This window comes from Geobacillus sp. B4113_201601 (assembly GCF_001587475.1).
GTDB lineage: Bacteria > Bacillota > Bacilli > Bacillales > Anoxybacillaceae > Geobacillus > Geobacillus icigianus.
The window spans coordinates 13,859-34,343 of the sequence record NZ_LQYX01000048.1; the positions used below are offsets into that span (position 1 = coordinate 13,859).

General features: G+C 49.9%; 20 protein-coding genes and 1 tRNA gene. 20 read left to right on the plus strand and 1 reads right to left on the minus strand.

The features are described from left to right. The 4 genes from rapZ to B4113_RS07610 all read left to right on the plus strand — a co-directional run bounded on the left by rapZ (position 1) and on the right by B4113_RS07610 (position 3,189). Entirely contained in the window at positions 1 to 897 is an 897-nt protein-coding gene (gene rapZ / locus B4113_RS07595) for an RNase adapter RapZ (protein ID WP_061912381.1), read from the plus strand. Next, positions 894 to 1,847, plus strand: coding sequence for a YvcK family protein (gene yvcK / locus B4113_RS07600; protein WP_061912382.1), 954 nt, complete (start codon positions 894 to 896; stop codon positions 1,845 to 1,847). Before rapZ ends, yvcK begins: the two co-directional genes overlap by 4 nt. Before the next feature lie 107 nt (positions 1,848 to 1,954). Beyond that, positions 1,955 to 2,917, plus strand: coding sequence for a DNA-binding protein WhiA (whiA, locus tag B4113_RS07605; RefSeq protein ID WP_061912383.1), 963 nt, complete (start codon positions 1,955 to 1,957; stop codon positions 2,915 to 2,917). Positions 2,918 to 2,931: 14 nt separating this feature from the next. Continuing rightward, on the plus strand, positions 2,932 to 3,189 hold the full coding sequence (locus tag B4113_RS07610; protein WP_033021507.1) for an HPr family phosphocarrier protein: 258 nt from the start codon (positions 2,932 to 2,934) through the stop codon (positions 3,187 to 3,189). Between the two features lie 114 nt (positions 3,190 to 3,303). On the opposite strand, the gene clpP is transcribed toward B4113_RS07610, so the two are convergent. Continuing rightward, positions 3,304 to 3,894: an ATP-dependent Clp endopeptidase proteolytic subunit ClpP gene (clpP, locus tag B4113_RS07615; RefSeq protein ID WP_033021504.1), complete on the minus strand. Its 591-nt coding sequence runs from the start codon at positions 3,892 to 3,894 to the stop codon at positions 3,304 to 3,306. A 347-nt stretch (positions 3,895 to 4,241) separates the two neighbouring features. On the opposite strand from clpP, the gene B4113_RS07620 reads away from it, so the two are divergent. The 16 genes from B4113_RS07620 to B4113_RS20420 form a co-directional block, all read left to right on the plus strand. Beyond that, positions 4,242 to 4,313: transfer RNA gene (locus B4113_RS07620), tRNA-Arg, on the plus strand. Positions 4,314 to 4,545: 232 nt separating this feature from the next. Further along, positions 4,546 to 5,853, plus strand: coding sequence for an RNA polymerase factor sigma-54 (rpoN, locus tag B4113_RS07625; protein ID WP_061912384.1), 1,308 nt, complete (start codon positions 4,546 to 4,548; stop codon positions 5,851 to 5,853). Between the two features lie 33 nt (positions 5,854 to 5,886). After that, positions 5,887 to 6,132 carry a glutaredoxin family protein gene (locus tag B4113_RS07630; RefSeq protein ID WP_061912385.1) on the plus strand — a complete coding sequence of 82 codons (246 nt, stop codon included), beginning with the start codon at positions 5,887 to 5,889 and terminating at the stop codon, positions 6,130 to 6,132. Between the two features lie 123 nt (positions 6,133 to 6,255). Then, positions 6,256 to 7,296: a sugar-binding transcriptional regulator gene (locus tag B4113_RS07635; protein ID WP_061912386.1), complete on the plus strand. Its 1,041-nt coding sequence runs from the start codon at positions 6,256 to 6,258 to the stop codon at positions 7,294 to 7,296. Between the two features lie 20 nt (positions 7,297 to 7,316). Then, positions 7,317 to 8,324, plus strand: coding sequence for a type I glyceraldehyde-3-phosphate dehydrogenase (gap, locus tag B4113_RS07640; RefSeq protein ID WP_061912387.1), 1,008 nt, complete (start codon positions 7,317 to 7,319; stop codon positions 8,322 to 8,324). Positions 8,325 to 8,446: 122 nt separating this feature from the next. Beyond that, complete coding sequence (pgk, locus tag B4113_RS07645; RefSeq protein WP_061912388.1) at positions 8,447 to 9,631, plus strand: phosphoglycerate kinase; 1,185 nt, start codon at positions 8,447 to 8,449, stop codon at positions 9,629 to 9,631. Between the two features lie 61 nt (positions 9,632 to 9,692). Beyond that, complete coding sequence (gene tpiA / locus B4113_RS07650; RefSeq protein WP_061912389.1) at positions 9,693 to 10,454, plus strand: triose-phosphate isomerase; 762 nt, start codon at positions 9,693 to 9,695, stop codon at positions 10,452 to 10,454. Continuing rightward, positions 10,447 to 11,982 carry a 2,3-bisphosphoglycerate-independent phosphoglycerate mutase gene (gene gpmI / locus B4113_RS07655; protein WP_033843087.1) on the plus strand — a complete coding sequence of 512 codons (1,536 nt, stop codon included), beginning with the start codon at positions 10,447 to 10,449 and terminating at the stop codon, positions 11,980 to 11,982. The genes tpiA and gpmI overlap by 8 nt, the downstream gene beginning before the upstream one ends. 26 nt (positions 11,983 to 12,008) lie before the next feature. Then, positions 12,009 to 13,301 (plus strand): phosphopyruvate hydratase, encoded by a 1,293-nt coding sequence (gene eno, locus B4113_RS07660; protein ID WP_033843088.1) that lies wholly within the window; start codon positions 12,009 to 12,011, stop codon positions 13,299 to 13,301. A gap of 193 nt (positions 13,302 to 13,494) precedes the next feature. Beyond that, entirely contained in the window at positions 13,495 to 14,886 is a 1,392-nt protein-coding gene (locus B4113_RS07665) for an MFS transporter (RefSeq protein WP_369802234.1), read from the plus strand. A 14-nt stretch (positions 14,887 to 14,900) separates the two neighbouring features. Continuing rightward, a complete protein-coding gene (locus B4113_RS07670) occupies positions 14,901 to 15,320 on the plus strand; it encodes a flavoprotein (protein WP_033843089.1) in 420 nt (139 codons plus the stop codon). 435 nt (positions 15,321 to 15,755) lie between these two features. Beyond that, complete coding sequence (locus B4113_RS07675; protein ID WP_033843090.1) at positions 15,756 to 16,079, plus strand: hypothetical protein; 324 nt, start codon at positions 15,756 to 15,758, stop codon at positions 16,077 to 16,079. A gap of 245 nt (positions 16,080 to 16,324) precedes the next feature. Beyond that, complete coding sequence (locus B4113_RS07680) at positions 16,325 to 16,912, plus strand: hypothetical protein (RefSeq protein ID WP_061912393.1); 588 nt, start codon at positions 16,325 to 16,327, stop codon at positions 16,910 to 16,912. Between the two features lie 23 nt (positions 16,913 to 16,935). After that, positions 16,936 to 18,882: a DUF6792 domain-containing protein gene (locus tag B4113_RS07685; protein ID WP_061912390.1), complete on the plus strand. Its 1,947-nt coding sequence runs from the start codon at positions 16,936 to 16,938 to the stop codon at positions 18,880 to 18,882. 87 nt (positions 18,883 to 18,969) lie between these two features. Continuing rightward, positions 18,970 to 19,566, plus strand: coding sequence for a hypothetical protein (locus B4113_RS07690; protein ID WP_033843093.1), 597 nt, complete (start codon positions 18,970 to 18,972; stop codon positions 19,564 to 19,566). Positions 19,567 to 19,580: 14 nt separating this feature from the next. Then, positions 19,581 to 20,485 (plus strand): DUF6792 domain-containing protein (locus B4113_RS20420; RefSeq protein WP_369802237.1); only part of this gene is annotated, 905 nt, incomplete at its 3' end.

The following is a 20,485-nucleotide window of genomic DNA, read 5'->3' on the forward strand; positions in this document are numbered from 1 at the left end:
ATGGGGCAAAACGGGGGAGCGCCGCCGATTCAGCTCGTCATTATCACCGGCATGTCCGGGGCGGGGAAAACGGTGGCCATTCAAAGCTTTGAAGACCTCGGTTTTTTTTGCGTTGACAATTTGCCGCCGACGCTATTGCCAAAGTTTTTGGAGCTTGTGAAGGAATCGGGGAACAAAATGAACAAAGTCGCGCTTGTGATGGACTTGCGCAGCCGCGATTTTTTCGACCATTTGTTTGCGGCGCTCGATGAGCTGTCTGAACAAGCGGCGATTGTTCCGCAAATTTTGTTTTTGGATGCGCAAGATTCGACGTTGGTCGCGCGCTATAAAGAAACGCGGCGGACCCATCCGCTCGCGCCGAACGAGCCCCCGCTCGAGGGGATTCGCTTGGAACGGAGGCTGCTGGAGGAAATTAAAGGGCGGGCGCAAATCATTTACGATACGACCGGGCTCAAGCCGCGCGAGCTGCGGGAGAAAATCATCCGCCAGTTTTCAACACACGCGCAGTCCGGATTTACGGTCAACGTCATGTCGTTCGGCTTTAAGTACGGCCTCCCGATTGACGCCGATCTGGTGTTTGATGTGCGCTTTTTGCCGAACCCGCATTACATTGAACATATGCGGCCGAAGACCGGGCTCGATGATGAAGTGTCGTCCTATGTGCTGAAATGGGGAGAAACACAAAAATTTTTGGAAAAATTGATTGACTTATTGGCGTTCATGCTGCCGTATTACCAGCGTGAAGGAAAAAGCCAGCTGGTGATCGCCATCGGTTGCACCGGCGGGCAGCATCGCTCGGTCGCGTTGGCGGAATATATCGCCCGCCATTTTTCGGCTGACTACAAAACGGTGATCTCACACCGGGACATCGAGAGGAGAAAGGAAACGAACCGATGAGAGACAAACGAGCAGCGAAATTGGTCGTCATCGGCGGCGGAACGGGGCTTCCCGTGTTGTTGCGGGGGCTCAAGCAATATTCGCTCGATTTGACCGCGATTGTTACCGTTGCCGATGACGGGGGGAGCTCCGGCCGGCTGCGCGATGAGCTGCGCGTCCCGCCGCCGGGGGACGTGCGCAATGTGTTGGCGGCGCTGTCTGACGTCGAACCGCTCATTGTCGAGCTGTTTCAGCATCGTTTTCAAAACGGCAACGGCTTATCCGGCCATTCGCTCGGCAATTTAATCTTGGCGGCGCTCACTTCGATCACCGGCGACTTTATGAAGGCGATTCGCGAGATGAGCAAAGTGCTCAATGTGCGCGGCCAAGTGTTGCCGGCGGCCAACAAAAGCGTCGTGCTGCACGCCGAGATGGAAGATGGATCCATCGTCTCCGGGGAGTCAAAAATTCCGGATGCGGGAAAAAAAATCAAGAGGGTGTTTTTGACCCCGCGAGATATTGAACCGCTGCCGGAAACCGTTGAGGCGATTCGGAGCGCCGATTTGATTGTCATCGGCCCGGGGAGCTTATACACGAGCATTTTGCCGAATTTGCTCGTGCCGAAAATCGGGCAGGAAGTGTGCAAAGCCAAGGCGAAAAAAGTATATATATGCAACATTATGACCCAGGCCGGCGAGACGCCGCACTATACGGTGAGCGACCATGTGGAGGCGCTTCACGCTCATCTTGGCGGCCCGTTTTTGGACGCGGTGATCGTCAATAACGGGGCGATTCCCGAAGCGATCCGCCGCCGCTACGAAGCGGAGCGGGCTGAGCCGGTGCGCGACGACAGCAGCGGGCTTTCATTGCAAGTCATCCGCGAGGACATCGTTGCGTATGAAGATGGAGTGATCCGCCATAATACGGCGAAAGTCGCCGCCCTTCTTCTCGGGCTTCTTCCCCGCCATTAGGTTGCGGGGGAAGAAGTTCACCGCCTGTCAGGCGCTGCTTCCAATGGACGCGCCGAAGATGGCACCTCCAACCGGCCGATGCGGGGAACGAATGGAGGTGGAGTACCGTGTCTTTCGCATCCGAAACGAAAAAAGAACTGACCCATTTAGAGTTGAAGCCTTGCTGCTTGCGGGCGGAGCTGTCGGCTTTGCTGCGCATGAACGGTTCTTTGTCGTTTTCCGGCGGGCGGATGATCGTTGACGTTCAGACCGAAAACGCGGCGATCGCCCGGCGTATTTATACGTTGCTGAAAAAAGGGTATGAGGCCGCCGTTGAATTGTTGGTGCGCAAAAAAATGCGGCTGAAAAAAAACAACGTGTATATCGTCCGCATCACTGACGGTGCAGCCTCTTTGCTTCGCGAGCTCCACATCATCGACAGCGGCTTTTCGCTCATCCGTGATATTTCCCCAGAGCTCGTCAAGAAGAAATGCTGCAAACGTTCCTATTTGCGCGGAGCGTTTTTGGCCGGCGGTTCAGTGAACAATCCCGAGACGTCGTCGTATCATTTGGAGATTTTTTCCTTATACGAAGAGCATAATCACTCTCTATGTGAATTAATGAACAGATACTTTTTCTTAAACGCCAAAACGTTGGAACGAAAAAAGGGGTTTATTACGTATTTAAAAGAGGCGGAGAAAATTGCCGAGTTTCTCAACATCATCGGCGCACATCAGGCGCTGCTCCGCTTTGAAGACATCCGCATCGTCCGCGACATGCGCAACTCGGTCAACCGGCTCGTCAACTGCGAAACAGCCAACTTAAACAAAACGATCGGCGCTGCGCTCCGGCAAGTTGAAAACATCCGGTACATCGATGAGACGATCGGGCTCGATTCACTGCCGGAAAAGCTGCGGGAAATCGCCAAACTGCGCATCGAACATCAAGACGTGACCTTGAAGGAGCTTGGCGAGATGGTGACGGGCGGAAAAATCAGCAAATCCGGCATCAACCACCGGCTGCGCAAAATCGATGAAATCGCGGAGCGGCTGCGGGCGGGGAAGCCGATCGATTTCCATAAATCGCTGTGAAGGGGAGATGGAGAATGGTCGAAAAACAAGTCGAAGTGAAATTAAAAACCGGGCTGCAGGCGCGCCCGGCAGCGCTGTTCGTCCAAGAAGCGAACCGTTTTTCCGCCGACGTGTTTTTAGAGAAGGACGGAAAACGGGTCAACGCGAAAAGCATCATGGGATTGATGAGCCTAGCGGTCGGCCATGGCGCGGTCATTACGCTCATTGCCGACGGCCCGGATGAGCAAGAGGCGGTCGAAAAATTGGCGGCTTATGTGCAAAAAGAGAAGTAAAAGAGGCGCCGCGCTCCGGCTCGTTGGTCGGCCTCGCCTCATCAAGGGAAGCGCTGACAAGACGAAAGGGTGTCCCAACACATCGCGGGACACCCTTTTGATGCGGAACCGGCATTATTTTTCATCAGCGCGCGTCAACACGCGGTCGATAATGCCGTATTCCTGCGCTTTTTGCGCCGTCATGAAGTTGTCGCGGTCGGTATCGCGCTCGATTACTTCGAGCGGCTGGCCGGTGTTTTCCGATAAGATGCGGTTCAATTTGTCGCGCAGGAACAAAATGCGCTTCGCCGCGATCTCGATTTCCGTCGCCTGCCCTTGAGCGCCGCCGAGCGGCTGGTGAATCATGACTTCGCTGTTCGGCAGAGCGAATCGTTTCCCTTTTGCGCCAGCGGCCAGCAAAAACGCCCCCATGGAAGCGGCCATGCCGATGCAAATCGTCGAGACATCCGGCTTGATGAACTGCATCGTGTCGTAAATGGCTAAGCCGGCTGTGATCGAGCCGCCCGGGCTATTGATGTACAAGGAAATGTCTTTGTCCGGGTCTTCCGCCGCCAAAAACAACAGCTGCGAGACGATCGAGTTGGCCACTTGATCGTCGATCGGGCTGCCGAGGAAAATAATGCGGTCTTTCAACAGCCGCGAGTAAATGTCATACGCCCGCTCCCCGCGGTTAGTTTGCTCAATAACGGTAGGAATTAAATACATGCCAAACGCCTCCTTTTCCTAGTCAACCAATCGATATGTACGTTTTCATCATACATGAATGGTCAATGAAGGTCAAACAAAACGCCTTCTCCTTCACCATACATATTCGCGAACAGCGGTCGTCATCCCTCTTTTCATCATAACCGCTTTTTTCTTTTTTTAATCGCCGCATGTGCCATGCGCGATGGCGCGCCTTCGTGCCAGAGGATCGAGCCGCGCAACAAACGAAGTGCTAGCACGCGTTTCCAATGATTCCTTTTTGTTTATTTCATTTTTCCTCTTGCATTTTTTACGAATCATGCTATAATGGAACATGCAACGGAACGGAAAAACAAATTTGACAACATGCCCTCGTAGTGTAGTGGATAGCACGAGAGATTCCGGTTCTCTTAGCGTGGGTTCGAATCCTGCCGAGGGCGTTCCAATTATCCGACAAGTTCGGATTGAGATTCCCAAATCCCTTGATACGACCGCGTTTGCGGTCGTTTTTCATTTTTTGGGAATCCCGAAAAAAACGATAGAATCCGAAGGCAAGTACAACTTTTGATGAGAGTTTTTTTCAACGTGTGTACTGCGCGGAAGGACCGTCAAAAATTTCTCCTACCTCCTCCCCTTCCCGTCGTGTACAATAAAAGAAAAGGGGGCGTGACGATGAGGGCGGAGTTAAGGCAGGAGCAGCGGCTGCAGTTGGCGCTGACAAAGGAACTTGTGCAGGCGATTGAACTGCTTCAGTATTCCGCGGTGGATTTGGAAGCGTTTTTATATGAGCGGTCGCTGGAAAACCCGTTTTTGGAAATTCGCCGCAGCCGGGGGCGGCAGCGGGCCCATCGGACGGAACGGGATCAAAAGCAGTGGCTGGAGAACATCGGGGCCCGGCAGGAGACGCTCGTCGGCCATTTGCTTTCACAGCTGCCTTCGCTCAAGCTGGCCGATCGGGATGAGCGCATCGTTCGTTGTCTCATCGCTTCGCTTGATGAGGACGGCTATTTGCGTGTCCCGCTCGTTGAGCTGGCGGCGCAATTTTCTGCGTCAGAACAAGAGATGGAGCGGGGACTGCGCCTCGTTCAGTCGCTCGACCCACCGGGAGTCGGGGCGCGTGATTTGGCCGAGTGCCTTCGTTTGCAGCTCGAACGCCTTCCAGAGCGCGACGAGCTGGCGGAAACGATCGTCCGCTGCCATTTTGTCCCCTTTGCGGAAAAGTCGTGGAAAACGTTGGCCAAGCAGCTTGGCGTCGGTCTTGGCGAACTGCAGCGCGTCTTTGAGCTCATTCGCTCGCTCGAGCCGCGGCCGGGCATTCACTATTCGAGCGACAAACCGCCTTTAGTAGTGCCGGATGTGATCGTCGCCAGGGGGGCGGATGGAGACTGGGTGGTCGCCTACAATGACGACATCCATCCGGAGCTCGGGTGGAACCGGGAGTACGAGCAGCGCATTGCCGCCTCCGGCGACCGGCAGGCCGAACAGTTTATCAAAGAAAAATATCGGCAGTTTGCGTGGCTCGCGAAAAGTCTGGAACAGCGCAAGCAGACGCTGCTTCAGCTAATGGCGGTCATCGTGGAACGGCAGCGCCCGTGCTTCGAATTCGGGCTGTCCGCGCTCAAACCGATGACGATGCGCGAGGTGGCCGAGGAACTGGGGGTGCATGAATCGACGGTGAGCCGCGCGGTGCGCTATAAATATGCGCAAACGCCGTTCGGCACGGTCGAGCTGCGCCGCTTTTTTTCGAGCGCCGCTACCGCCGAGGCGACAGATGAGGCCGCTTCGTCGACCCAAGTGAAAGCGATCATCCAAGAGCTGATCGCCGCCGAAGACCCGCAAGCACCGCTTTCCGACCAGCAGCTCGCCGATTTGCTTCACGAACGGCACGGCATCGCCATCTCGCGGCGAACGGTGACGAAGTACCGCGAGCAGCTGCGCATTCCGTCCTCGGCGAAGCGGAAACAATACACGAACTTGTAAATCATGAATAAGATGGAAGAAGGGGAGAAGCTCATGCACATTCGTTTGTATACGAAAACCAACTGCCCGCTTTGTGAAAAAGCCAAAGCGGTGTTGATGGAGCTGCAGGCGGACATGGCCTTTACGATCGAAGAAATCGATATTTATCAAGATGATGCGCTGCTCGAAAAATACCAGCTGATGATTCCCGTCGTGGAACTCAGCGGCGAGACAATCGCCTATGGAATGATTGAAAAAGAAACAGTGAGAAAACGGTTGCGGGCGGCGCAAAACAGTTGAACGCCCCGCCGCCTCCTGTTATAATGGACATGGCGCGGGAGGAATTTTTTATGAAGTGGTGGGACATAATATGTCACACCGGGACATATAACGTCCCTATGTCAAACCGAGGAGAAAGAGCCGATGCGATCGTTATTAGAGGCGCAAAAAAAATTATTGCCTGATTTGCTTGAAATTATGCAAAAACGGTACGAGATTCTGCATTCGATTTCCCTTATGGCGCCGATCGGGCGGCGGGCGCTGGCAGCGAGCCTCGGTATGAGCGAGCGGGTGCTCCGGTCGGAAACGGAGTTTTTAAAAGGGCAAAACTTGCTTTCGGCCGATGTGTCGGGGATGCGGCTGACGGAGGAAGGCCGCGAGCTCCTGCAAACGCTCAATGATTTTATGCGGGAGGCGCTCGGGCTCAAAGAGCTGGAGATGGCGCTGCAGCAGCGGCTGAATATTGCCCGTGTCGTCGTGGTGGCGGGGGATAGCGACCGTTCTCCTTGGGTAAAAAAAGAAATGGGAAGAGCGTGCGTCGCCTGCATGAAAGAACAGCTCCGGCCCGGAGATATTGTCGCCGTGGCTGGCGGAACGACGATGGCGGCGGTCGCGGAGATGATGACGCCGGATGCGAAGCTGCATGACGTGCTGTTCGTGCCGGCGCGCGGCGGGCTTGGCGAAGACGTGGAGAATCAAGCCAACACCATTTGCGCCAAAATGGCGGAAAAAGCCACTGGCCGTTACCGCCTTCTTCATGTCCCTGACCACTTGAGCGATGAAGCGTACGCCTCGCTTGTCGAAGAGCCGGCAGTGAAAGAAGTGTTGGAGCTCATCCAATCGTGCCGCATGGTCGTCCACGGCATCGGTGAAGCGTTGACGATGGCCAAGCGGCGGAACACACGGCCTGCCGAGATGGAAACCATTATCGACCGCCATGCGGTCGCCGAAGCGTTTGGTTATTATTTCAACGAACGCGGCGACGTCGTGCATAAAGTGAAAACGGTCGGCATTCAACTGGAACATCTCCCGCATGTCGAGCATGTCATTGCCGTTGCCGGAGGGGCGTCGAAAGCCAAAGCCATTCGCGCCTACATGAAACAGGCCCCGCGTTCGCTCTTGGTGACGGACGAAGGAGCCGCAAAAGCGTTAGTAGGGGAGATTTCTCCCTTGCCGATATTTTAAATCTCAAGGAGGAGAACGACATGGCAGTAAAAGTTGGGATTAACGGATTTGGCCGCATCGGGCGCAACGTGTTCCGCGCGGCATTGAAAAACCCGAACATCGAAGTGGTGGCGGTCAACGATTTAACGGACGCCAATACGTTGGCGCATTTGTTAAAATATGACTCCGTCCATGGTCAGCTTGACGCGGAAGTGTCAGTGAACGGCAACAACTTGGTCGTCAACGGCAAAGAAATCATCGTCAAAGCGGAACGTGATCCAGCGCAATTGGCCTGGGGCGAAATCGGTGTTGACATCGTCGTCGAATCGACCGGCCGCTTCACGAAACGCGAAGACGCCGCGAAACATTTGGAAGCGGGCGCGAAAAAAGTGATCATTTCCGCTCCGGCGAAAAACGAAGACATCACGATCGTCATGGGCGTCAACCAAGACAAATACGATCCGCAGACCCATCATGTCATCTCGAACGCTTCGTGCACGACGAACTGCTTGGCGCCGTTTGCGAAAGTGCTGCACGAAAAATTCGGCATCGTCCGCGGCATGATGACGACCGTTCACTCGTATACGAACGACCAACAAATTTTGGACTTGCCGCATAAAGATTTGCGCCGGGCCCGCGCGGCGGCAGAATCGATCATCCCGACGACGACGGGTGCCGCCAAGGCTGTTGCCCTTGTTTTGCCGGAATTGAAAGGCAAATTGAACGGCATGGCGATGCGCGTGCCAACGCCGAACGTATCGGTCGTTGACTTGGTCGCTGAGCTGGAAAAAGAAGTGACGGTCGAAGAAGTGAACGCGGCATTGAAAGCAGCAGCCGAGGGCGAGCTGAAAGGCATTTTGGCTTACAGCGAAGAGCCGCTTGTTTCGCGCGACTACAACGGCAACCCGGCGTCATCGACGATCGATGCGCTGTCGACGATGGTCATTGAAGGCAAAATGGTCAAAGTCGTTTCGTGGTACGACAACGAAACGGGCTATTCGCATCGCGTCGTAGATCTGGCCGCCTACATTGCCTCCAAAGGGCTGTAAGACCGGCTCGGCATTGAGTTTTTCATTCATTCAAGTCTATAATAGGAAAATAGAGGGGAGCGGGGAAATGATCCCCTCTCCTTTTCCTTTGTCGAAACTGCAGTCAAAAGGGGGCACGAACGATGAACAAGAAGACGATTCGCGATGTTGAGGTGAGAGGAAAACGCGTCTTTTGCCGCGTCGATTTTAACGTGCCGATGGAAGAGGGCGCGATCACCGATGATACGCGCATTCGCGCCGCACTCCCGACGATTCGCTATTTGATCGAAAACGGAGCGAAAGTCATTTTGGCGAGCCACCTCGGCCGCCCGAAAGGAAAAGTCGTCGAGGAGCTTCGTCTCGATGCAGTCGCTAAACGGCTTGGCGAATTGCTTGGGCGCCCGGTCGCGAAAACGGATCACGTCGTCGGCGATGAGGTGAACGCGGCGGTTGCCCGCTTGCAAGAAGGCGATGTACTCTTGCTTGAGAACGTCCGCTTTGAACCGGGCGAAGAGAAAAACGATCCCGAGCTGGCCAAAGCGTTGGCCGGGTTGGCCGATCTGTATGTCAACGATGCGTTCGGCGCCGCCCACCGCGCTCACGCGTCAACGGAAGGGATCGCCCATCACTTGCCGGCGGTCGCTGGCTTTTTGATGGAAAAAGAACTCGAAGTGCTCGGCAAGGCGCTCTCGAATCCGGATCGCCCGTTTACGGCGATTATCGGCGGCGCGAAAGTGAAAGACAAAATCGGCGTCATCGACAACTTGCTCGATAAAGTCGACAACTTGATCATCGGCGGCGGGCTGGCGTATACGTTCGTGAAAGCGCTCGGCCATGACGTCGGCAAGTCGCTGCTTGAAGAAGATAAAATCGAGCTGGCGAAATCGTTTATGGAAAAAGCAAAAGAAAAAGGCGTCCGTTTTTACATGCCGGTTGACGTTGTCGTTGCGGATCGGTTCGCCAACGACGCCAATACGAAAGTCGTGCCGATCGACGCGATCCCAAGCGATTGGGAGGCGCTTGACATCGGGCCAAAAACGCGCGAATGGTACCGCGATGTCATTCGCCAGTCCAAGCTTGTCGTTTGGAACGGCCCGATGGGCGTCTTTGAAATGGAGACGTTCGCCCAAGGGACAAAAGCGGTTGCCCAAGCATTGGCGGAAGCGACCGACACGTATTCGGTCATCGGCGGCGGGGACTCAGCGGCGGCGGTGGAAAAATTCGGCTTGGCGGAAAAAATGGATCATATTTCCACGGGCGGCGGCGCCTCGCTTGAGTTTATGGAAGGCAAGCAGCTGCCCGGGGTCGTGGCGTTAAACGATAAATGACCGATCGCGCCCAATGGGGCGAATGGCGGCGGACGCCGCTTAGCGAAAGGAAAGGTGAACGATGAGAAAACCGATCATTGCAGGCAACTGGAAAATGCATAAAACGTTGGCGGAAGCTGTTCAGTTTGTCGAGGAAGTGAAAGGGCAGATACCGCCCAAGGCGGAAGTCGATTCTGTCATTTGTGCGCCGTTTTTGTTTTTAGAGCGGTTAGTGCAAAATACAAACGGCACCGATTTGCAAATCGGGGCGCAAAACATGCATTTTGCCGACCAAGGGGCGTACACCGGCGAAGTGAGCCCGGTCATGCTCAAAGACATCGGCGTTACGTATGTCATCCTCGGCCATTCCGAGCGCCGGCAAATGTTTGCCGAGACGGATGAGACGGTGAACAAAAAAGTGTTGGCGGCCTTCACCCGTGGGCTTATACCGATTATTTGCTGCGGAGAGACGCTCGAAGAACGGGAAGCTGGGCAGACGAACGCCGTCGTCGCTTCACAAGTGGAAAAAGCGCTCGCGGGATTGACGCCGGACCAAGTGAAGCAAGCGGTTATCGCCTATGAGCCGATTTGGGCGATCGGCACCGGCAAATCGTCAACCGCCGAAGACGCGAATGAGGTTTGCGGCCATATTCGTTCGGTCGTCTCGCGCTTGTTTGGCCCGGAAGCGGCAGAAGCGATCCGCATCCAATACGGCGGCAGCGTCAAGCCGGACAACATCCGCGATTTTCTGGCGCAAGAGCATATTGATGGCGCGTTAGTCGGCGGCGCGAGCCTCGAGCCGGCTTTGTTCCTGCAATTGGTGGAGGTGGGGCGCCATGAGTAAAAAACCGGTTGCCCTCATCATTTTGGACGGGTTTGCGCTGCGCGAGGAGACGTACGGCAATGCGGTCGCCCAAGCGAAAAAGCCGAACTTTGACCGCTATTGGAACGAGTATCCGCACGCGACATTGAAAGCGTGCGGCGAGGCGGTCGGGCTGCCGGAAGGGCAAATGGGCAACTCGGAGGTCGGACATTTGAACATCGGCGCCGGCCGCATCGTCTACCAAAGCTTGACGCGGGTGAACATCGCCATTCGCGAAGGCGAGTTTGACCGCAATGAAACGTTTTTGGCGGCGATGAACCATGTGAAGCAGCATGGGACGAGCTTGCATTTGTTCGGCTTGCTTTCCGACGGCGGGGTGCACAGCCATATTCACCATTTGTACGCTCTTTTGCACCTAGCGGCGAAAGAAGGCGTGAAGCGCGTGTACATCCACGGCTTTTTGGACGGCCGCGACGTCGGCCCGCAAACGGCGCCGCAATACATCAAAGAACTGCAAGAAAAAATCAAGGAATACGGCGTCGGCGAAATCGCAACGTTATCGGGCCGCTACTACTCGATGGACCGCGACAAGCGGTGGGACCGCGTGGAAAAAGCGTATCGGGCCATGGTGTACGGCGAAGGCCCGACGTACCGCGATCCGCTTGAATGCATTGAAGACTCCTATAAGCATGGCATTTACGACGAATTCGTCCTGCCGTCGGTCATCGTCCGTGAAGACGGCCAGCCGGTGGCGACGATTCAAGACAACGACGCGATCATCTTCTATAATTTCCGCCCCGACCGGGCGATCCAAATTTCAAACACGTTCACGAACGAAGATTTTCGTGAGTTTGACCGGGGGCCAAAGCATCCGAAGCATTTGTTCTTTGTCTGCTTGACGCATTTCAGTGAAACGGTGAAAGGGTACGTGGCGTTCAAGCCGACGAACCTTGACAACACGCTTGGCGAAGTGTTGTCGCAGCACGGCTTGCGCCAATTGCGCATCGCCGAGACGGAAAAATATCCGCACGTGACGTTTTTCATGAGCGGCGGCCGCGAAGAGAAGTTTCCGGGCGAAGACCGGATTTTGATCAACTCGCCGAAAGTGGCAACGTACGACCTAAAGCCGGAAATGAGCGCCTATGAAGTGACGGACGCGCTGCTGAAAGAGATTGCGGCTGATAAGTACGATGCGATCATCTTGAACTACGCGAACCCGGATATGGTTGGCCATTCGGGCAAACTCGAACCGACGATCAAAGCGGTGGAAGCCGTTGATGAGTGCCTCGGCAAAGTGGTCGATGCCATTTTGGCCAAAGGCGGCATCGCGATCATTACCGCCGACCACGGCAACGCTGATGAAGTGTTGACGCCAGATGGCAAGCCGCAAACGGCCCATACGACGAATCCGGTGCCGGTGATTGTCACTAAACACGGCATCGAGCTGCGCAAAGACGGCATTTTAGGCGATTTGGCGCCGACGATGCTCGATTTGCTTGGCTTGCCGCAGCCGAAAGAAATGACCGGAAACACGTTAATCTTGAAATAACCAACATCGAAAAGGAGAGTGTCGATATGTCTGCGATTATTGATGTGTATGCGCGTGAAGTGCTCGATTCGCGCGGCAACCCAACCGTAGAAGTAGAAGTATATACGGAAGAAGGCGGCTTCGGCCGCGCGCTCGTGCCAAGCGGCGCCTCAACCGGGGAATATGAAGCCGTTGAACTGCGTGACGGCGACAAAAACCGCTACCTCGGCAAAGGGGTATTAAAAGCGGTGGAGAACGTCAACGAAGTGATCGCACCGGAGATCATCGGCTTAGAAGTCACCGACCAAGTGGCGATCGACCGCGCGTTGATTGAACTTGATGGCACGGAAAACAAAGGGAAACTTGGCGCGAACGCCATTTTAGGCGTGTCGCTCGCCGTCGCCCGCGCGGCAGCGGACGAACTCGGCCTGCCGCTGTACCAATACTTGGGCGGCTTTAACGCCAAAACGCTGCCGGTGCCGATGATGAACATTTTAAACGGCGGCGCGCATGCGGACAACAACGTTGATATTCAAGAATTCATGATCATGCCGGTCGGCGCGGAAAACTTCCGCGAAGCGCTGCGCATGGGGGCGGAAATTTTCCACAGCTTAAAAGCGGTGCTAAAAGCGAAAGGCTACAATACCGCTGTCGGTGACGAAGGCGGATTTGCCCCGAACTTGAAATCGAACGAAGAAGCGCTGCAAACGATCATCGAAGCGATCGAAAAAGCCGGCTACAAACCGGGCGAACAAGTGATGCTCGCGATGGACGTCGCGTCGTCCGAGCTGTACAACAAAGAAGACGGCAAATACCACCTCGAAGGCGAAGGCGTCGTCAAAACGTCAGAAGAAATGGTCGCTTGGTATGAAGAGCTCGTCTCGAAATATCCGATCATCTCGATCGAAGACGGGCTCGATGAAAACGACTGGGAAGGCCATAAACTGCTCACCGAGCGGCTCGGCCGCAAAGTGCAGCTCGTCGGCGACGATTTGTTCGTGACGAACACGAAAAAATTGGCGGAAGGCATTGAAAAAGGCGTCGGCAACTCGATCTTAATTAAAGTCAACCAAATCGGCACGCTGACCGAAACGTTCGATGCCATCGAAATGGCGAAACGCGCCGGCTACACGGCGGTCATCTCGCACCGCTCCGGCGAAACGGAAGACAGCACGATCGCCGACATCGCGGTGGCGACAAACGCCGGCCAAATCAAAACCGGAGCACCGTCGCGCACGGACCGCGTCGCGAAATACAACCAATTGCTTCGCATTGAGGACGAGCTCGGCCACACGGCCATTTACCAGGGCATCCGCTCGTTTTACAATTTGAAAAAATAACAGAAACAGGCGTCCCTAACGGAGGGGGCGCCTGTTGTTTTTGATGGAGGCAAAAGGGCGCTGAATGGCTGGCGGTGATCAAGACGTCTTGACGCATTCAGGAAAACTGCGCCTCTCCATCTCATAATTTGTAGAAAATTGTCTAATTTTCAGGAATAGTTTTTGTTGTTTTTTATTTTTAGAATAGAATTGGATGAACCGTTTGAGCAGTTTAGAAGCCGCGGAAAAAGTCGTGTATTTGACGATCCAAGATTTTAATGAGAAATGGGCAGGGCGAACGTTGCGAGGATTTGCCGAAGCACAGGAAGCGCTTCAACGAATTTTTGTTCTGTTTCACAAGTGCATGACATGCCTAGTCTCAATCTTTTTAAGGGGGATCATTTTGAACGCTACAAAATTTTGCATAGCAACGTTTCTTTCCAACTTGGGGGACATCATATACAGTGTTGTTATAGCTTGGTATATTGCTGACGTTTTACAATCAGGTTTTTTGATGGGAGCAGTTTTATTTTCCTTAGGTTTGTCGAGATTTATTGCTGGGCTTCTTTGCGGACCGGTTATTGATCGAATAGGGGCAAAGTTGTTTCTGTGGTTGTCAGACATAATAAGGGCAATCATTGTGTTAGTTTTGGCTATTCTGTTATGGGATCATACTGTCTCTTTTGTCATTCTCATAATGGTCTCCGTTTTGTTTGGAGCGATTGATGCTTTTTATTGGTCAGCCTCAGAATCAATAAAGCCAAGATTAGTCGCTACTGAATATTTAAGTCGTCTCAATAGTCAATACTTCACTGTTGTAAGAACAACGATCATTTTGGGTCCTTTAATCGCCGCTTGGATGGTTGAATCAATCTCAATCGAACGTTCTTTGATCGCCATGTCTATCTTATATGTATTTTCAACTTTTTTCATTTTGTTTATTGATTCTAAAAATAGTCATCTTGAAAATATGAACGACAATAATGACAACACTTCTTACTTTTCGGATTTACGACTCGGTTTTAGTTTTTTGAATAGACAAAAAATGTTTTTTTATTTGGTGATAACTATGTTTTTTGTAAATATTGGAGCAAACGGGGTTAATGTACTGTTCCCTTTTTTAGCTAAAAATGTTAGTGATGATGCTAAGTATTTAGGATATATATATTCATCGATGTCAATGGGAAGTTTGTTAACTGGTTTAATCTTTTCAGTTAATAGCATTCAGAAGGTTGAATTGAAGGTTATATATTTCTCTTTTCTTTTACAAGCTGCTGGTATTGCCGCACTATGTTTCACCCAACACTTTTTGATTATTCTAATTTTCGTTTTCGTAATTGGCTTAATGACTGGTTTTATAGGAGTCCTTATACCTACTTTTGTTCAACGTTCTGTGCCTATTCATTTATTAGGAAGAGTGAATAGTATTATGATGGCAATTTCAATGCTTTCAACGCCAGTAGCCCAGTTTATTTTTGGGGTCAGTGTTGATTATTTCAATATAAAATATCTTTTCTTCATTGCAGGTGCTTTGGGTATAGTTACTAGTTTATGTTCGTTATTAATTAATGAGAGAAAAGGTGCGCCAAGAGAAACTGTAATGTAAAGGAGGTGTTAAGCTTGAATATATTAGTTGGCGTTACAGGTTCTTCAGGAGTTGTTGAACTACCTATGTATTTACGAGTTTTTAGAGAAAAACTAGATGCTAACATTAGACTAGTTTGTACATCGAACGTTCAGAAATTTATTGATGTCAATTTTTTGGCGGCGCACGCTGATGCTCCTGCGTATCAGGATATGTACGATTTTCCAAAGGAGTATACACGAAATAGAGTTCCTCATTCCTTTTTACATGACTGGGCGGATATTTTCATCATTTTGCCTTGTACTGCTAATACTTTAGCGAAGTGTGCAAACGGAGTAGCTGATAATTTGTTAACCATGCTGGTTTTATGCTCTCCAAGACCTGTTGTCTTTTTCCCAAATATGGGCCAAACATGTGGGATGCAAAAGTTACACAATACAATGCTAAAAAGCTGATCAGTTTTGGACATAAAGTTGTATTTCCTAGTGGAAATGCATGGATAACTGCAACCGGAGAAAAAGTAGATTATGGACATGTACCTCCCCCATATACAGTAGCTGAGTATATACAGAGACATATACAGCAGTCAGACAATGAATTGAAAGGAGGTGAATTTCATGAATCGGGAAATGATTCAAATTATTAGTAAAGGCTTCGATGTCTTGAATCCAACAGCAGAAGACGTTCTTCTTTCTTTTGCACCGACTAACACAAACTGCGGAGGATGCTGATCATATTCTTTTGTCATCGGAGGCTGACCCAAAAGGTTGTCTGCCTTCAAGATAGGCACAACATATCGTGCGGCAGAAGCAGTCAGCACGTATATAGCAACGAAAGAGGGTATCCCGATCCTTTTGGGACACCCCCCCTTGATTATAGGAGAGGTAAAAATGGAGCCGTTTTCTACTATTCCCAAAGAGGTAAAATCAGATGTGAATGATAGATGGGTAGCATCGCGATTTAATATTCTTTCCCATGAAGAGAATGGGGATCTTTATATATGTAATACTTATACGGGGGCATTTTTACGTGTTCCACAACCCCATGCTAATAAGATTAAAAATGTTCTCCGATCGGGATGTGATGAGCTTGATGATACTGCAAAGGTTCTTGCTAATTATGGCTTTTTAATCAAAAGTAATGTAGACGAATTTAAAAGAGCCCGAATTTTACATGAAATCAAAGGAATCAGCGGTCTTTCACCGGCCTTCTAGCACAATGCTTTACACAAAATTTTATACATCATCAAAATCCCCTTTATCCCCCCCTCAAAAATCAGACGAAATTCACAGTTCTTTCTATACTAAAAATAGATAAAATGTCACTTTTTATCTCATGTTGGACCGTCATATGATACGTATAGGGGAGTATGGATAACAATGGAAAGGAATTGGTACTATTGAGAAGCCGTTGGCTAGCATTATGGTTATCAGCACTCATACTGGCGGGAGGATGTCACATGGATGGAAAAGAACAACCAAGGAAATGGCCGAATACGGTAGCGTTTCAAGATGAGTTTACGCGAAAATTTCTCGTGTCGACGAAGGAAGTCAAGGACGGGTATTACTTATTTAAATCAAAAACAGGCGGCTATACGATGTGGTTTCCGAAGGATGCAAAAATCGATCACATGTTTTATGAGAGACATAAAAAATATTATGAATCTATCCATTTGGGAGGGGGAAGGGAAGATGAGCATATAGATGATTATGTGAGAGTAACATATGAAGATGCAAAGATAACTGAAAACATCGATGTAAATTTAGAATTATTATCTACATATGTTCACTATGAAGGAAAGTACAAAAAATTTAACTCAAGCGATAATGCAATTTATTTTGGAAAAAACAAACAAACACTTTCTAGCAAAGGAAGTGACGAAATCTATTATTTTTTCGGGTATATTAAGTCAAACCATAGTCATCAAGCAGTTCGTTTTATATATGCTGTAAAGTGTAAAGATGTGAAACATCAATGCGGTATAAACATGGAACAAGAGGAAGAACGGGCAAAAATGTTAATGAAGTCAATTAAATTTCATCCGTAAACAGAGAGGAGGAGAGGTAATTCGTGCAAAATTTAAATGTTCTAAATACAGATATATTATGTGCAAGGATCATGGATATAGAGTACCAAAATCTTTCCGCAAAAGAAATTGAAAGAGAAATTAGGAGAATATATATTGAAGAAACAGGGAAAGAACCGCCAGTACGAATAGCTATCTATAGATCCGATGATTTGAAAGATTTTATTGACATTAACTCTGGTTTCGATGGAACAGTGATTCATTTTTATGATGAGAAAAAAGGAGTTAACGAAGCTTATACAATTACAAGAGGAAGTGAAGTACAAGAAAAAGAGACATGGAAGCCTCTCGATTGGTTATATAACGCTTTCGGAATTTTTGTTGGGAAAAGTGCAAGTCAGTATGATGCTGCAATGAGGTTTGATCAAATTGTTACAAAGAAAATCAATGATAAAATGAAACAATACCGAAGTAAAATTAAATTAAGTAAGATCGGGTTAGGACATTCATTAGGGGGAAATTTAAATGTGACAATACAGATCACAAAGAATAGATATGATAAAGTATACGTGATTAACGATGCTCCACCTAACTACTATCAATTAGCGACGATTGACCCATATTTTTGGGCGCAATTAGCTATGAAATTTAATTTAAGTGTTGGACACTACGAAGACATCTACTCCCTCCCCCCTGCGAAGTTGAAGGCGTTTGCGGAGGAATATTATAAAAAACGCGTGGATGAACATTCGATCCACCATTTGACGGCTCAGGAGGATCTGCTCTATGCGGTGAGCGGGGTGCGCGGGTTTATCGATATAGGCAGCCGTGACTTTATCGATACGAACGACCCGTTTACGAGCCTTAAAAGCGTAATCGACCGCATCCCCGACGAAGATGTCAAGGCGATTCAACTCTATTTGTCGCAATACGCGGATGTATATAATGAAAAAGGATTCGACGGGGTCGTGCAGGCGATGACCGGGGTCGATCTCGAATGGCTCGAGTCGCTGGAATCCTATGAAGTGGGCGATTATGTAGGGAACGCGCCGGACATCGTGGAAAAAGCGAGCGATATGGTAGGGGACATGAAAGGGAAAATCCCGGAGTTGTTACAACATATCAAGATATGGAAGCGACAGAAAGAGGCGATTCTGCAAGCGTTCGTCGATGCCGGCTTTCTGACCCTAGAACAAAAAGAGGCCATTTGGCAAGAAGGGAACAAGATCGAGCAAGATGTCGATGCGCTCGAGCAGCGTCTGCACGACCTGCGGGACGACGGGGTTTGGTTGGTGCTCAGAGGTCCTTTCGCCTGGAGTGATCCGTTCGTTTGGATGAAGCTATGGACGACATTCCAAGCCATTCAACACTATATTACGGATCTCATCGCGCGGCTTCAAGCGATCAACCAACAGGCGTCCTCGGTACGGCAGGCAGCGATCACGAGCATCCAGGCGCATTCGCTGCATGAAGTGATCAACGCCCTCGCTCGGTCGAAAGGGAGAGCGTATGATGAGGACGGGAATATGATTCTGATCCAACGGGTTGGGACGGAAGAGATCCGCCTGAACTTGTCATTGGCGGTGCGCATGTACCAGAAAGGGATGCGGATCATGGAGGAAAAAGAGGCGGTGCTGCGCGAGATGAAACAACTTTATGTGCAAGAGTATGTCGAAGATTTTGAGAGGCGAAAGCGGGACCTCATGAGAAACATTGAAGACATGGAACAAAACCCGAGCGCCTACCAGCATTTGTTGGGATCTTTTACCTATGACGCGCAACAAGTATACGTACTGCGCCGGATTGAGGTGCACGAGTCGATTCCGCCGCTGGACCCAATGATTGCCGATGGGTTTGAAGGAATGTTGGCGTACTACGAAGGGGAGATGGCCAAAGGGAGAGAGCTCATCGCTTCCATCAAACAATCGGTTGAACAGTTGGTTGAAAAAGAGGAGCAGATCGCTAATATCTTTGATTTGAGATGGGAGTAGAGGATAGAGAAGAAAGGAATGGAGCCATTGAGAAACCGTTGGCAAGCATTATGGTTATCAGCACTCATACTGGCGGGAGGATGTCACATGGATGGAAAAGAACAACCGAAGAAATGGCCGAATACGGTAGCGTTTCAAGATGAGTATACGCGCGAGTTTATGGCATCGACGAAGGAAGTGAAGGACGGGTATTACTTATTTAAATCAAAAACAGGCGGCTATACGATGTGGTTTCCGAAGGACGCTGTAGTGGCAGAATGGCTGTATGAAAAACATGGAAAGGATTTTGAAGCATTGACTATTGGATGGGACAATAAAGAGGAAAATTTACGGTATTCTATAGATCTTCAATATGAACGAGGTGAGCACATGGAGGATATTGAAACCAATTTATTTTTATTATCCTCTGGTGGCTATGCGAATTATAACGGTTCATATATGACACAAAAATATAATGACAAAACTATTTACTTTGCCAAAAAGCAAAAAGACATTTCGGTGGACTATAAACATAATATCGTATATTCGTTTTTTAGCTATATTAAATCAAAAGATAGCCATCAAGGAATTTTATTTATATATAGAGTGAGGGGTAATGATTCTGAGAAAAGTTGCCAAGTAAATGTGAAGGAAGAAGAAAAGACAGCCAAAATGTTGATGAAATCCATTAAGTTTTATGATTAAGGGAGGGAAGTGCTATGTCGCAAAAACTCGTGTTAAATACCGATCTGTTGCGAGCGAGAATCATGGCGTTAGAATATGCAAATTTGACAGAAGCGGAAATTCGCCGCATTTATATCGAAGAGACGGGAAAGGAACCGCCCGCTTATATTAAAGTCTACCATTCAGATGATTTTAAAAAGGGACAGGATTTCGGCTTTGATGGCACGATTATTCATTTTTATGACGAGAAGCAAGGGATTAACCAAAAATATACGATCGCCCGTGGAAGTGAAAAGCGGGAACAAGATACATGGAAGCCGCTTGATTGGGCCTATAATATTTTTGGAATTTTTGAGGGGCAAAGCAAAAAACAATATAGCAGCGCGTTGAGTTTTGATAAAATAGTGACCCAAAAAATTAACGAGGAATTAAAACAGAGAGGAGCGACTATTAAACTCCAAGCCATTGGACTCGGCCATTCGCTAGGCGGCAATCATTCACAAATGCTCGAGCTCATTGCGAAAAAGTTTGATCAAGTCTATGTGATTAACGATGCACCTCCAAGTGTTTATCATTTAGCGTATATAGATCAAGAGTTCCGGATGGAAATAGAAGAAAAATTCAAGATTAAGTCCGTGCAAAATGACAACGCCATCTACTCCCTCCCCCCTGCGGAGTTGAAGGCGTTTGCGGAGGAGTATTATAAGAAGCGCGTGGATGAACATTCGATCCACCATTTGACCGCTCAGGAGGATCTGCTCTATGCGGTGAGCGGGGCGCGAGGGTTTATTGAAATCGGCCATCGCGACATGCTTGACACGAATGATCAGTTTACGAGCCTTAAAAGCGTAATCGACCGCATCTCCGACGAAGATGTCAAGGCGATTCAACTCTATTTGTCGCAATACGCGGATGTATATAATGAAAAAGGATTCGACGG